The organism is Streptomyces sp. NPDC002896 (assembly GCF_040295225.1).
In the GTDB taxonomy this organism is placed as follows: Bacteria; Actinomycetota; Actinomycetes; order Streptomycetales; family Streptomycetaceae; genus Streptomyces.
This window is the reverse complement of record NZ_JBEOVA010000007.1, coordinates 35,987-50,794: the sequence shown is the minus strand read 5'-3', so window position 1 is coordinate 50,794 and position 14,808 is coordinate 35,987. Positions and strand designations below refer to the sequence as shown.

Below are 14,808 nucleotides of genomic sequence, written 5' to 3'. Positions count from 1 at the left end.
CCGCTCCCGAAAGGATCCGGGGCAAGCAGCGATGTACGGATTCGGACCACGCGCACGGCGCATTCTGGCGACGACCGGCATGGTGTCGGTCCTCGCCGCGGGTCTGCCGCAACCAGCCTTCGCGGCGCCCGCCGACGGCAAGGCGTTACTCGGCGGCATCAAGGACTGGCTGGGCGTCGACGACGACGAGCAGGAGCCGGCGAAACCGCCGCAGCTCTCCGACGCGGGGGTGCCCAGCAACGAGCAGCTGCCCCGGGGCAAGGCCAGAGCCAAACCCAAACGGGTCAAGGAGCTCAAGGACAGACGCACGCCCAGCGCCCGCTACTGGCAGCTGTCCGACGGCAGAATCCAGTCGGAAGTCTCCTCCGTGCCGACGCACTACGAGGCGGGCAAGGACTGGAAGGCCATCGACACGGCCGTCCGCGGCACGGAACGCGACGGCTACCGGTACGCCAACACCACCAACCTCGCCAAGACCTACTTCGGTGCGCAGCCCGGCGAACTCGTCCGGTTCGAACTGGACAAGGGCCACTGGGTGGTCATCGGCCTCAAGGGCGCCGGGTCCAAGAAGCTCAGCCCCAAGGCCGACGGCGACACCGTCACGTACGAGGACGCCCTCGGCGACGGCGCCGACCTGACGTACACGGTCGGTAACGGCACCGTGAAGGAGGGCATCGTCCTCGACGGGCCCCCGAAGGGCACGCCCTCCTACGAGTTCACGCTCAACACCAAGGGCCTGAACGCAAAGCGCCTCAAGAGCGGCGCCATCGCCCTCTACACCGACGCCTCCGGCCCGAACCGGCCGGATCTCGTCATTCCCGCGCCGTTCATGACGGACGCGAAGAAGAAGGCCGACTCCCCGTACGGCACCGTCGGCACCGACGCGGTCAGCCAGACGCTCAAGGGATCCGGCCGCGACGGGCGCTACGAGCTCACCCTCCGCCCCGACGCGAAGTGGCTCGCATCGGACAAGCGCAGCTACCCCGTCGTCATCGACCCGACCATCTCGATCTCGCCGACGGTCAGCCAGTCGCAGGACGTGATGATCTCGTCGGACGGGCCGTCCGACAACTACGACGGTCTGTGGCGGCTCTCCGTCGGCAACACCTCGACCGGCAGCTCCCGGGCCCTGCTGAAGTTCCCCCTCGGCAGCGTGCCCGCCGGGACGAAGCTGGACTCCGCCGACCTGCGCCTCTACTACGACCAGACGCACACCGCGGGCGACACCGAGGTGCTCCTCGAGGCGCACCGGGCCACCCAGGCCTGGGACGAGACCTCCGCGACCTGGAACAGCGCGAGCGGCGTCACGGGCGAGCTGTCCGGCACCTCGGTCCAGGTCGACGACGGCGACTCGGGCACCACCGCCGCCAAGGGCGCCTGGCCGGCCTCGGCCAACACCGCGTACACGCAGTACGCGGTCAACCAGGACTACCTGTACAACAAGGACGCCGTCGCCGGGGACACCTACACCTGGCAGCCGAACCTCCCCGAGGACGGCGACTACCGGGTCGACGTGCACTACGTCCCCGCGTCCGACCGGGCCGCCAACGCGCCGTACACGGTGACGTACAACGGCGGCACCAAGGCGTACACGGTCAACCAGAGCAGCGGTACCGGCGGTCAGTGGAAGACGCTCGGCACGCATCCGTTCAAGGCGGGGACCGCGGGCAAGGTCGTCCTCGGTGACGGCCCCGCCTCGGCCTCGACCGCCGTCCTCGCCGACGCCGTCCGCCTGACCAAGGGCGGAGTCGCCGTCAAGGAGCCGAACAAGAGCAACACCTGGAACTCCTTCAGCGTCACCAAGACCGTCCAGTCCTGGATCAACGGCACGAACCCGAACTACGGCTTCGTCGTCAAGGCCGCCGACGAGAGCAGCACGGCTCCCAAGGGCGGCCCGCGCTACGAGGCCGCCGAGTACGCGTACAAGGGCGAGGTCGCCAACTACCCGCGGCTCGTGCTCACCTACGGCCGCCCGGGCGTCGCCCTGGACGCCCCCGAGGTGATCCACGCCACCGGCGCCGAGCTCGACTGGTCCGCGTACAACGATCCGTCGGCCGACCTCGGTGACGACATCGTCGAGTACCAGGTGCACCGCAGCGTCTACCAGACGTTCACACCGTCCGCGCAGACCCTGGTCGCCCCCGTGACCAAGGACAGGACGAGCTTCACGGACACCACGGCGACACCGACACCGGCCGACTCCGCGGACGCGTTCGGGAACGTCTTCTACTACATGGTCGCGGTCAAGACCCGCGACGGAACGGTCATCCCCGCCGCGACACAGATCGTCAAACTCCCCAAGGCGGGACGCACGACGCTGGTGCTCCAGTCCGGGCAGACCGACACCACGCTGTCCTCCGCCCAGCCCACCACCGGCCACGACACGATCTCCGACTCGGGCCTGAACCAGAACTGGCTGTCGGTCGGCAACAACTCGTCCACCTACGGCAAGACGCGTGCGCTCCTGAAGTTCCCCGGGGTGAGCGCGATCCCGGCCTCCTCCCGGGTGCTGGAAGCGCAGCTGGACGTGTGGGGCTTCACGACCACCACGGGAACCGCCGGTGCGGTCTACGAAGCGCACGGTCTGACCAGGGACTTCGACGAGACCACCGCGTCCTGGAACAACGCCACCAGCAGCACCGCGTGGTCGACGGCCGGCGGCGACATGGACGCCACGGTCGCCGACACGGTGGGCACGGTCACCAACGACCCGGCGCGCCAGTCCTGGTACCTCACCTCGCTCGCCCAGTCCTGGGTCAGCACCCCGGCGAACAACAAGGGCGTGGCGATCAGGCTGCGGGACGAGTCGGCGACCGGCCCGCAGGAGCGCACCGTCTTCCTCTCCTCGGAGGCCGAGGAGCCCCAGCTGCGCCCGCAGCTAGTCGTGACGTACATCGACAAGAGCACCGACTCGACGTACTACGCGCCGGACACCCCGGCGCGGATGATCCCAGGCGACCAGTACACGGTCGACGTCACCCTCACCAACACCACCACCTCGGTGTGGAAGGCCGCCGACCAGGTGCTCTCCTACACCTGGTCGCTGCCGGACGGCACGGACGCCACCACCGGCGGCAACCAGCTCGAGACGGCGCTGCCGGAGGACGTCTACCCGGGTGAGACGGTCACGGTGAAGGCGCAGCTCAAGACGCCCATCAACAGCGACTCGGGCAACAAGCGCCTCGACTACGTCCTCAAGTGGGACCTGCGTAACAAGACCGCGGGCACCTGGCTGTCGGCCACCGAGAACATCGCGCCGCTCGCGCAGAACGTGCGGACCGAGGACCCGACCTCCGACCAGCTCGGTCTGGAGAAGTTCTACTCGTACGCGGGCAAGAACACGGGTGCCGGCTCGAGCCTGATGACCAACCTGTACGCGGGCAACACGGTCTGGCAGTACAACGCCTTCAACAACCCCGGCCGGGGACTGTCGACCTTCGTCCGCTTCGCGTACAACTCGCAGGACACCTCGGACACGGTGCTGGGCGGCGGCTGGTCGGCGCAGGCGTCTTCTCCGGTGCGGCTAGGCGCGGCCCTGGACTTCCACCCCAACCCCAACCCGACTGAGGTGACGCTGCCCGACGGCGACGGCACCGCGCACACCTTCCGCAAGCAGGACGACGGGACCTGGAAGGCCCCGGCCGGTGTGCACTACCTGCTGCAGCAGGGCTCCGGCGTGGACTGCACCCCGGACAAGGACGGCGACCCGAAGGCCTGGTCGCTGACCCGCCCGGACCGCACCCAGTTCTTCTTCGACTGCGACGGCTACCTCACGTCGATCGTCGACAAGAACGGCAACACGCAGACGTACACGTACGAGGAGCGCAAGTCCAACAACAAGCCGGTCAAGTTCCTCCGGTACATCACCGACCCGGCCGGCCGGCAGTCCCTGACGGTCGACTACTTCGCCAAGGGTGACGCCTACTCGTACATCAACGACGCGGGCACGAAGGTCACCGGCACCAACCTGACCAGCCCGAAGATCATCGACCACGTCAAGTCGATGACCGACATCTCGGGCCGCAAGCTCGAGTTCGTCTACAGCGACAAGGGCCTGCTGGGTGAGCTGACGGACGGCGCGGGCTCGTCCCAGCCGAAGGTCTTCAAGTTCGTCTACGACGCCACGCAGGGCAACAAGAACGTCAAACTCGTCAAGGTCACGGACCCGCGCGGGAACTCGACCTCGCTCGACTACTACTACCCGAGCGAGGGCGACGACCCGAAGTTCCACTGGAACACCCAGACGATCACTGACCGGCTGGGCGGCACCACGGGGTACGTGTACACGGATCCGGACGGCACGGCGGGCTCGTTCATCGAGACCAAGGTGACGGACGCGGAGAACCACACGACGACCCAGGTTCTCGACGGATACGGCCGCGCGACCGAGATCGCCAACGCCAAGTCGGAGACGACGAAGGTCGCCTGGGACGCCGACAACAACGTCACGCGTCTGGAGGAGGCCGACGGGGCCGTCACCACCTGGGTGTACGACCCGAAGACCGGCTATCCGCTGGAGCAGAAGGACGCCGAGGCCAACAAGAACGGCACCGCGGCGCAGACCTTCACCTACTCCACTGGTCTGAACGGCTACATCGCGGACCTCTTCCAGAAGAAATCCCCGGAGGGCCGCACCTGGCAGTTCGGTTATGACAGCCGGGGCAACGTGACGTCCGTCATCGACCCGAAGGGCGTCGCGACGGCCACGGCGGGCGACTACACGTCGCTGACGGAGTACGACGCGTACGGCCTGGTCAGCAAGGAGACCGACGCCAACGGGCACTCGACCCAGTACAGCGGATACGACCCGGTCGGCTTCCCGGCGACCATCACCGACGCGCTCCAGAACCCGTCGAACTTCGTGTACGACGCCCGGGGCAACGTCACCAAGGTCACCAACACCAAGGGCGCCGAGGTCACCCAGACCTACGACGTCTTCGGACGGCCCCTGGAGAAGAAGGAGCCCGTCAAGCAGGCGGAGAACGACTTCATCGTCACGCCCGCCCCGGTCTACGACGCCAACGACAACATCACCAAGGTGACGGCGCCCAACGGGGCGGTGGCGACCTCGGTGTACGACAAGGTCGACCAGGTCGTCGAGAGCGTCGACCCCGGTGACGAGGCGACCGACCCGGGCCGCAAGACGACGACCACGTACGACAAGGTCGGCAACGTCCTCACGGTCACGGGTCCGCAGGGCAACCTGACGCCCGAGGCCGGCGACTACACCGCCACGACGCGGTACGACGCCGTCAACCAGCCGATCGAAATGGTGGACGCCGAGGGCCACAAGGCCACGGTGGAGTACGACTCCGTCGGCAACGTCACCAAGGTCGTCGACCCCCGCAAGAACGCCACCGCGAGTCCGGACGACTACACCACCCGCTACGAGTACGACCTCAACCGCCGGGTGAAGCGGACGATCGACGCGCTCGAGAAGGCCACCTCGGTCCGCTACGACAAGGACGGCCTGCAGGTCGGCCAGACCGACGCGGAGGGCAACGAGTCGCTCGCCGTGTACGACGAGCGGGGCTCCCTGGTGGAGTCCAAGGTTCCGGTGAGCAAGGACGGCTCCGGCAATATCACCTACCGGACCACCAAGTACGAGTACGACCAGGTCGGCAACCGGACGAAGACGATCACCCCGCGCGGCGTCGCCACCACCGACGACGCCACGGACTTCACCTCGGAGACCGTCTACGACGAGCTGAACCGGGTCAAGGAGGAGCGTTCGCCGTTCGACAAGGACGCCGCCGGCTACTCCACCCCCGACGCGACGTTCTACTTCTACGACTCGGTCGGCAACCTCAGCTCGGTGTCCGCACCGCCGTCGGACGGGCAGTCGGTCCGCAACGTCACCGAGTACACCTACTTCGACAACGGCTGGACCGAGACCGCGAAGGACCCGTGGGACATCACCACGTCCTATGAGTACAACGACCTCGGACAGCAGACGAAGAACACGCTGACCTCGGCGGGCGGTTCCCAGCAGCGCACCATGACCTGGGACTTCTACCCGTCGGGCAACCAGAAGGCCCGCTCGGACGACGGCGTCCCCGTCGGCAGGCAGGTCGTCCTGGTCGACAGCTCGGACTTCAACAACACCGCGACGCAGGGCAACTGGTCGCGCACGCAGGCCGAGCAGCAGTACGGCTACGACACCTACTCGCACGCTGCCGGCGACGGCACGGCGTCGTTCTCCTGGCAGCTCAACATCCCGCAGAACGGCACCTACGAGGTCTTCGTCCGCCACCCGCGGGTGACAGGCGCCGCCAGCGACGCCAAGTTCAAGGTCGACCACGACGGCGGCAGCGTCACGAAGACCGTCGACCAGACCCAGCGCCAGGGCGAGTGGATCTCGCTGGGTTCCTACGCGTTCGTCGAGGACGGTCCGCAGAAGGTCACGCTGACCGATGCTGCCAACGGCACGGTTCTCGCCGACACGGTGAAGCTCGTCCGCTCCAACTCCGGTGACACGGACGACGAGAAGAAGGACTTCACCTACGAGTACAACGCCAACGGCAACATGGTGGAGGTCAAGGACAACTCCCCGGGCGCCGCGATCGACGCGTACAAGATCGCGTACGACGGTCTCAACCAGATCACCAAGGTGGAGGAGTTCGCGGGCAGCACGGTGAAGAACACCACCGCGCTGACCTACGACGAGAACGGCAACCCGCTCACCTCGACCCACGACCTGACCTGGTCGAAGATCGAGTACGACGAGCGGGACCTGGTCAAGAAGGTGACCAACGCCGACTCGCCGACGGCGGGCAACCAGCAGATCACCGCGATGAGTTACACCGCCCGCGGGCAGCTGCTGAAGCAGACGAAGCCCAACGGCAACACGCTCGATATGTCCTACTACCTCGACGGGTCGGTCAAGCAGTCCGTCGAGAAGACGTCGGGCGGCACGGTGGTGGCCCAGCACGACCTGGAGTACTCGCCCAACGGGCACCGCTCCAAGGACGTACTGAAGCTGATGAACGCCGACGACAACTCGGCCTACATCAACAACACCTACACCTTCGACTACGACCCGCAGGACCGGGTCTCCAAGGTCACCAAGGCGGGCGACGACCCGTCGACCGAGTCGTACACCTACGACCGGAACAGCAACATCGTCGAGCAGACGGTGGACGACGTCACCACGACGCAGCGCTACGACCGCAACCGGCTCCTGTCGGCGACGGCCCAGGGCGTCACGTCCACCTACAACTACGACCCGCTCGGCCGTCTCGACACGGTCAGCACCGGTGGTCAGACCGCCGAGAAGTACTACTACGACGGCTTCGACCGCACGGTGAAGGTGCGCGCCGGCTCCGGTACAGGCGCGACGACCACGTCGTACGTCTTCGACCCGTTCGACCGGACGGTCTCCCAGACCACCACCGGCACCGAGGGCAAGACCACGGCGTTCACCTACCTCGGCCTGGACAGCACGCTCCTGCGCGAGACGGTCGACGGCAAGGCCGACAAGGACTACCAGTACCTCGCCGGCGGCCAGCGGGCCACGCAGATCAAGCACAAGGACGGCGGCGGCGAGGAGTACTCGCAGTACGTCACCAGCCCTCGTGGAGACGTCGAGGCGATCACGAAGGAGGACGGAAAGACCCGTTCCACGTACGGCTACACGGCCTACGGCAGTGACGACGAGTCCCAGATGACCGGCGCCGACAAGCCGGACGCGGGCGGGGCGGACAAGGACGCGTACAACGCGTTCCGCTTCAACTCCTCGCGCTGGGACGGGGCGTCGGGCACGTACGACATGGGCTTCCGCAACTACGACCCGGGCCTGAACCGCTTCCTGACCCGGGACTCCTACAGCGGCGCCCTGGCCGACATGTCCCTCGCCACCGACCCGTTCACCGGCAACCGGTACGCGTTCGCCGGCGGCAACCCGATCAGCTTCGTCGAACTCGACGGGCACCTGTTCGGCATGTCGCTGTCCGACATCGGCCACGCCGCGCTCGACGTGGTGGGCATGGTCCCGGTCGTCGGCGAGGTCGCGGACGTCGCCAACGGCATCTGGTACGCCGCCGAGGGCAACTACGTCGACGCCGCGCTGTCGCTCACCTCGGCGATCCCGCTGGTGGGTTACGGGGCGACGGCGGTCAAGGCGGGCAAGTACGCCAAGAAGGGCATCGAGGCGGCGGACGCGGCCAACGACGCCCGCAAGGCGGCCAACCGCACCGAGGACGCCGTCGACGCGGCGAACGACGCCCGCAAGGCGGACGCGCCGGACGCCCCGACGACGAAGTCGCCCGACCAGCCCGATCCGAAGGCCTGCAAGACCAACAGCTTCCTGCCCGGCACACAGGTCGTCCTCGCGGACGGCAGCACGGCCGACATCGAGAAGCTGAAGGTCGGCGACCAGGTGGTGGCCACCGACCCGGAGACCGGGGACACCCGCACCCGGACGGTCACCGGCACCCGCAACCACAAGGGGGCCAAGGACCTCGTCACCCTGACCGTCGACCCCGACGGCAAGGACGGCAAGGCCAAGCCGATCAAGCTGACCTCGACCGCCGCGCACCTGTACTGGCTGCCGGACTACGGCAAGTGGGTCAAGGGCAGCGATCTGAAGCCGGGTATGTGGTTGCAGACCGCGGCCGGCACCTGGGTCCAGATCAGCGCGGTCGACACCGCCCACCGCACGGCGCGCGTCTACAACCTCTCGGTCGAGGGCGTCCACACGTACTACGTGGGGGCGCGCAACACCGCGGTCCTCGTCCACAACTGTGGCTACGAGAACGAGGCGATAGCCGCGCAGCAGCGGGCCGACGACATGAAGAAGCAGTGGGGCAAGGGCCACGGCTGGTCGACGGTCGCCGTAGTGGGCGTGCGCAACAAGAAGACGGGTGACATCGTCCACAAGGTCTCGCTGGCCGGCGGCAAGGACATCAGCGCGGTCGGCCAGAACGTCCTCAAGAACGGCGAGGACTTCATCCAGGGATCGGTGGTCCCGGGCCGGCTCACCAAGGACGGCAACCAGGCGTTCGAGCACGCGGAGGAGGCCGTCTTCAACTGGGTGAAGAAGAACCCGGACTACGAGGTCATCTACGGAGGGACGTCGAGGAACGTGTGCAAGGGCATCTGCGCGCCGTTGGTTCAGCAGACCCTGAACCTGGCCGGGAAGACGTTCCGAGGAGCCGCTGACAAGACGAGGTTCCGGATGTTCTGGCTCACCACGCGGTACTAGCCGCACGCACCACGGGCTGAACGCCCACGCATGAAAGCGGCCCGCCAGCTCTCACTGGCGGGCCGCTCCGCGTCAGGGCTGTTCCCGGGTCAGCCCCGTGTCATTCCTCGTGTCAGCCCTCGTCGGCCAGCTGCCACAGGTGCAGGGACGTCCGGTCCTCGGAGACCGTGTACCAGGTGCCGTCCCCCGCCGAGCGGGCAGGCCCGGCGACGGGGAAGGGATAGGAGATCTCGCCGCGCAGGGCCATCCCGCGCACGTCGACGAGCCAGTGGCGGGCGGTTGTGCCGTACCGGGCCTCGCACTCGGAGGTGCCGGCGACGACGGTGTCCTCGTCCACGAAGGCCGCCTCGTAGTCCCAGTACACCCTGTCGCCGCCGGTGTTCGCGGGGTGCGTCGGCACAGTGCCCTGCGCATCCAGTTTCCGCAGGACCGCGCCGTCCTCCAGCTGGTGCAGGTCGAGGGACCACTGCCCGAGGGGAACGGACAGCAGGTTCCGGCCCGACGGGCTCACCGCCAGCAGGATCCGCTCGATGCCGATCTGCTCGGTGGTCAGCCGCTGTCCGTCCCACCGTCCCCACAACACGGGCGACCCCTCCTCGCCCTCGCCGATGCTCAGCCCCATCTGCGCCGGGTCAGGGTGCGGGGTGTGGAACGAACCGGACGCCACGGTCTCGGTGTCAGCACGGCCCAGGACCCTGCCGTCGCCGGCGCCCAGGACGAGCCACAGTTCCTGATCCTCCTCCGCCTCCTCGTCGTCACCCAACGGGCCGCGGACATGCGCCCAGACGAGCCTGCCGTCCGCGGAGACGGCGGCCGAGCCGCTGTCGGCGTAGAAGTGGTCCTTGTCGTCGGCGTATTCGGCGAACGACGTGTGCATCAGGGGGCAGTCGCCCTCCCAGCAGCCGTGCCGCACCTCCCACCGTGTCGCCCCGGTGGCCTCCACCGATCGCACCGCGTGCACACCGGCGAACACAGCCGCATCCCCCTCTGGCGACACGGTCGCCGTCCCGAAGTCGCGCGACCAGGGCGCCGGGAAGCGAACCTCCGTGGCCTGACCCGCGTCGGCCCCGTCCAGGTCGAGGGTGACGAGTTCGGCGTCACCGCGCTGCACGAGCAGCCTGCGGCCGGGCGAGTGCAGCACCTGCGGAGCGTCCGCCGACGCCGGATCCAGCGGAGCGGCGATGGTGGCGACGAGACGAGCGGCGACGGTCACGGAATCCTCCGGCACGGATGTCGCGAGAAGCGGGAACCTGACGGCTCCACCATACGGGGACGCCGACGGCAAGTGACGGCTCACATATGACGGTTGCCGACCGCGCTCCGGTTACTGGGTAGATTGGCCGCGTCGTGCTTCTACAAGTGATTCCTCCCGTGCGGATCGGGCCGGTCAGAATCGGTATGGCGATCGATGACGCGGAGGTCGCCCTGTGCAGCAGCGCCTGCGTGCGCGACTGGGGGATCAGCCACGTGTTCGCGTACGGAATCTGCTCCGTCGGTTCCGAGCGCTGCATCATGTCCCACTCGGCCCCCGGCTTGTCACCCTCCCAGGCCAGCATCCGCGGGTAGAGGGACCCGTTTCACGGGTACGACCACGGCGACCGGATGGAGGCGAGCCTGCGCTCCCTCGTGGACGCAGGGTTCGACCTCCGGCAGGCCGTACGGGCAAGCTCGACGGCGTACATGTTCACGCTGGGTTTCGTCACCGAGGAGCAGGGCGTGCGCCCCGTACCGGGGAACGCCATGAGGGCTTCGACGTGGACGAACGCGCCGAGCGCCTCTCCGACTTCCCGCTCGCGGCCGCCGCCGGGACGGAGATCTTCGAGGGATACGACGAGCGGTTCGAGGAAGGGCTGCGGCTGGTGGTGGCGGGGATCGAGGCGGGGTACGGCATGTCGTGACCGGGCGGCGCCCGTGGGCGCCGCCCGGTCAGCTCAGCGCAGCCCTGTCGCGAGCCGCGACCGCAGCAGCGGCGTCAGCCACCCCTCGACATACCGGTTCAACAGCCAGGCCAGCAGTAGCATCCCCGCGAACGTCAGCCCCAGCGTCGCGTACGACGGCAGGCCAAGGCCCCGGTGCAGCGCGTCCACCACCACCCAGCCCAGGTGTTCGTGCACCAGGTAGAAGGGGTACGTCATGGCGCCAGCGATCGTCAGCCAGCGCCAGTTCGCCCAGCTCAGGGCGCCCAGTGCGATCGCGGCCACCGCCGCGAAGCCGAGCGTGACGACCAGGATGATGCCGAGTGACTTCGGTAGGAGAAGAAGTCGGGGTCCGGGGCGTGCCACAGCCGGGACACCGCGTAGTGCTGGCCGATCAGCCAACTGACGGCCACGACGCCCCAGGCGGCGACGTCACGGCGGTCGCGGTGCACCAGGTAGAGCCCGATGCCGCCGATGAAGAACGGCGCGTACTCGGGCATCAGCACGATGTCGAGCAGCGGTTCGTTCGCGGCCTCCGCGATGGCCGCTGCCATCGTCCACACCCCGCAGAACAGCAGGATGCGACCGCGCGTGGCCCCGGGCAGTACGATGCACAGTGCGAACAGGGCGTAGAAGCGGACCTCCGCCCATAGCGTCCAGCACACGCCGAGCACCCGGTCCACACCCAGCGGTTGCTGCAACATCGTCAGGTTCACCAGCGCGTCGCTGGGCGACACCGCCTCGTAGGCGACCAGCGGCAGTGCGAAGACGGCCGTGACGAGGATGACGGCCGCCCAGTACGAGGGCAGCAGCCGCGAGGCGCGGGAGGCGAAGAAGGAGCGCAGCGGGCGGCCCCAGCCGCTCATGCAGATCACGAAGCCGCTGATCACGAAGAAGATCTGCACGCCCAGGCAGCCGTAGGCGAACCACGTGTGGGCCGTGGGGAACACGGCCTTGGTGGAGGCTCCCCAGGCCTGGGAGATCTCACCGTCCCGGCCGCCGTAGTGGTACGCCGCGACCATCAGCGCGGCGACCAGCCGGAGCCCGTCGAGAGCGCGCAGCCTCGGGGCGCGGTGCGGTACGGAGGCCTGGCCGCGGTTCAGGCCGCGGTCAAGGTCCCTTCCCCGGTCCCGGGACGAGCCCGGGACCGGGGAAGGGCGGGTCGAGCCCGCTCCCGGTGAGTGCTTCGGGAGCGCCGTGCCCGGGGCCGTCATCCGAGCGCGGCCCGCTTGAACGACCGAGCGCGTCGCGCGACTCTTCGGACCGTCGCATTGCGCGGAATGAACGCCAGCTGCGAGGGGACCGCGCCGGGCAGGGCCAGCGAGGTGAGGCGGCGGCGCTTGAAGTACCGCCAGGTACGGGAGTTCAGGTGGCGCGAGAGGTACGCCTCCGCGGCCGGCCGCAGATCGGGGTAGATCTTCGACTGCATCGCATAGCCGACCGCCTTGACGAGGCCGGTCAGATCCACGGCCTCGGCGTCGAGCTGCTGGGCCTCCACGGCCGCGCGGTCGCTCAGCTCAGGGAGCAGCGCGTCCACGATGGTGACCGGGACGCGGTTGCTGTTCTGGTACGGCGACAGGCGCTCGAGCAGCAGCCCGGTGCCGGTGCGCGCGACCGGCAGGCCGTAGAACGCGGACGCCGTGAGCAGCGCGGTGGAGAAGCAGCCGACGACGAGCGCGGGCCGCATCCGCTGGTAGAGCACCTCGGCGAGCACGGGCGAGCCGAGCACGGTCAGCTCGATACCGAGCTTCTCCGCCTCCTGCTCCAGGGTGCGCGACCAGCGCGCCGGAGCGGTGGGATGGGGCTTGAACACGATGCGCCGGTGGCCCAGTTCGACGGCACCCCGCACCATGCGGACGTGCAGGTTCTCCTCCTCCTCGGCGGTGAGGATGTCGAGCGCCGAGAGGTACTGGCCGAGCAGCAGCGCGGGTTCCTGCACGTCGGGCAGGGAAGCCGCCGACTCCTCGGCGTCGTCGCCCAGTGCGGCCAGCACCTTCACGAACACGTCGCTCGGCACGATCTCAGGACGCACGTCGAACTCGGTGAGCAGCAGCGGCTTCAGGCCCGGCACCAGATCCAGGTGCAGCAGCCGCCGGATGCGCGTGCCGACCAGCGGATCGATCTTGTTGCGGGTGGGACCGTAACTCATCAGCCCGTCCGCGTAGACGTCGACGGGCGCGCCCGTGAAGATCTGGCACAGCGCCAGGGCCGGGTTGACCTGGATCGACTCCACGGCGAGCTCGACGTCGTCGTCACCCAGCTCCCACAGCAGCCGCAGATACCGCTCCCAGAGCAGCAGGTCGTCGGGGCGCGGCGCCCAACCACCCGGATGGAAGGGGGAGATGGCCTCGTTCCACAACAGCACGTCGTCGAAGCGGTCGCGCAGGCAGGCAAACCCGGGCATCTCGTTCACGGGCGGTGTCGTCTCGGGCGTCGCCGCGTTGTTGGAGACCAGCAGGATGCGCCGGTCGGCGGGGCCGAAGCAGTCCGCATCGAGGGCGGCGGCGAGCGTGGCGGCACCGTAGAGCGTGGAGGCGAAGAAGATCTGGGTGGTACGGCGCCGACCGGCCGCGCCCTGCCCGGAGCTGGGGAACCCGGCGGAGCTCACGCGGCCACCTCCCCGGCGGACACCGGCCGCCTGCGCAGCCGGCGAAGCCGCGTCGCGCGCTCGACGTCCATCGAATCGAGTGCGTCGTCCAGAACGTGCTGCGGCATTCTCTTCAGCGCCGCCGCGCTCATGGCTTTCAGTTTGCGCGCCACGGATGGTTCGAACCTTTCAATGGTTCCGAGGTGGTGGGAAATGATGGCGCAATATGTGCGCACGGCTTTCGGCAGCAGTTTCTCGGCGTCCGGATCCTGGGCTGTTTCCCGTATCACCTGGTCGAATGCGCGGATGAAATCGAGCTGGCGCACATCGCCGATCTGCGTCAGCGACGACGCGACCCCGCGCCGGTAGAAGACGCCGAGCAGGCTCACGGCCGCAAAGGATTCCGCCTCGCGGTGCAGCCGCCAGATCCACGGCCGGTCCTCGGCGGTGCGCAGCCCGTCGGTGAAGTGCAGCAGCCCCTTGTCGACGAGGCGGCGGTGGTAGACACCCGCCCAGGCGTACGCGTAGTCGACGGAGGTGGACCGGTCGGCGGGGAGTATCGCGTCGCGCGGCTTCATCACCACTCCGCGCCGGCCGTGCGGAACCCGGTGGACGGTGCGGGCCCTCGCCGTACACTGCACATGGTCGGTACGCACGAAGTCGCAGCCCAGGTCCTCGATGGCGGCGACGAGTTGTGCGTAGTAACCCGGCGCGAGCCAGTCGTCGCCGTCCAGGAAGGTGAGGTATTCGCCGGTTGCCGCGTCGATACCCGTGTTGCGGGCGGTCGCGAGGCCTCCGTTCTGTTCGTGTCTGACGTGCACCACACGGCCGACGCCGCCGGCGCCCGGCAGTTCCTTCGCGGCGCGTTCGAGGATGTCCGGAGTCTCATCCCTCGAGCAGTCGTCGACGAAAACGAATTCAAAGTCGTCGCGTGCGTTGGCACGCAGACTCTTCAAGGTGTCGGGCGCGTATTGCTGCACGTTGTAGAACGGCACGATGACGGAGAGCTTGACCACCTGCATGACGTTAGGTGCCGGTCCGGCATTCGTCTTGACTCCCGGCTTGATGCAAGGTGAACGACGCGTGGCGGTACCGTGAACCAG

The 14,808-nt window shown here is 68.3% G+C and carries 4 protein-coding genes and 2 pseudogenes; 2 read left to right on the top strand and 4 right to left on the bottom strand.

Features of this window, described 5'->3' with window-relative positions; all coding sequences use genetic code 11:
- The first annotated feature begins 31 nt into the window (after nucleotides 1-31).
- Nucleotides 32-9,202, top strand: coding sequence for a golvesin C-terminal-like domain-containing protein (locus tag ABT009_RS14055; protein WP_351293087.1), 9,171 nt, complete (start codon nucleotides 32-34; stop codon nucleotides 9,200-9,202).
- Between the two features lie 112 nt (nucleotides 9,203-9,314).
- Here ABT009_RS14055 and ABT009_RS14050 read toward each other — a convergent pair whose 3' ends face one another.
- Complete coding sequence (locus ABT009_RS14050; protein ID WP_351293085.1) at nucleotides 9,315-10,415, bottom strand: hypothetical protein; 1,101 nt, start codon at nucleotides 10,413-10,415, stop codon at nucleotides 9,315-9,317.
- 389 nt (nucleotides 10,416-10,804) lie between these two features.
- On the opposite strand from ABT009_RS14050, the pseudogene ABT009_RS14045 reads away from it, so the two are divergent.
- Nucleotides 10,805-11,100 (top strand): annotated as a pseudogene (locus ABT009_RS14045) (TetR/AcrR family transcriptional regulator C-terminal domain-containing protein).
- A gap of 33 nt (nucleotides 11,101-11,133) precedes the next feature.
- Here the strand turns inward: ABT009_RS14045 and ABT009_RS14040 are convergent.
- From ABT009_RS14040 to ABT009_RS14030, 3 genes and pseudogenes are all read right to left on the bottom strand, one after another.
- Nucleotides 11,134-12,332, bottom strand: a pseudogene (locus ABT009_RS14040) (acyltransferase family protein).
- Nucleotides 12,329-13,726: a polysialyltransferase family glycosyltransferase gene (locus ABT009_RS14035; protein WP_351293083.1), complete on the bottom strand. Its 1,398-nt coding sequence runs from the start codon at nucleotides 13,724-13,726 to the stop codon at nucleotides 12,329-12,331. The pseudogene ABT009_RS14040 and the gene ABT009_RS14035 overlap by 4 nt, the downstream one beginning before the upstream one ends.
- The gene (locus ABT009_RS14030) at nucleotides 13,723-14,721 is read right to left on the bottom strand and encodes a glycosyltransferase family 2 protein (protein WP_351293081.1); all 999 of its coding nucleotides are present in this window, start codon (nucleotides 14,719-14,721) and stop codon (nucleotides 13,723-13,725) included. Before ABT009_RS14030 ends, ABT009_RS14035 begins: the two co-directional genes overlap by 4 nt.
- Nucleotides 14,722-14,808: the final 87 nt, after the last annotated feature.

Bases quoted from the DNA above. Each gene is read 5' to 3' on its own strand.
- ABT009_RS14055 (WP_351293087.1), top strand. From the start codon at position 32: ATGTACGGATTCGGACCACGCGCACGGCGCATTCTGGCGACGACCGGC.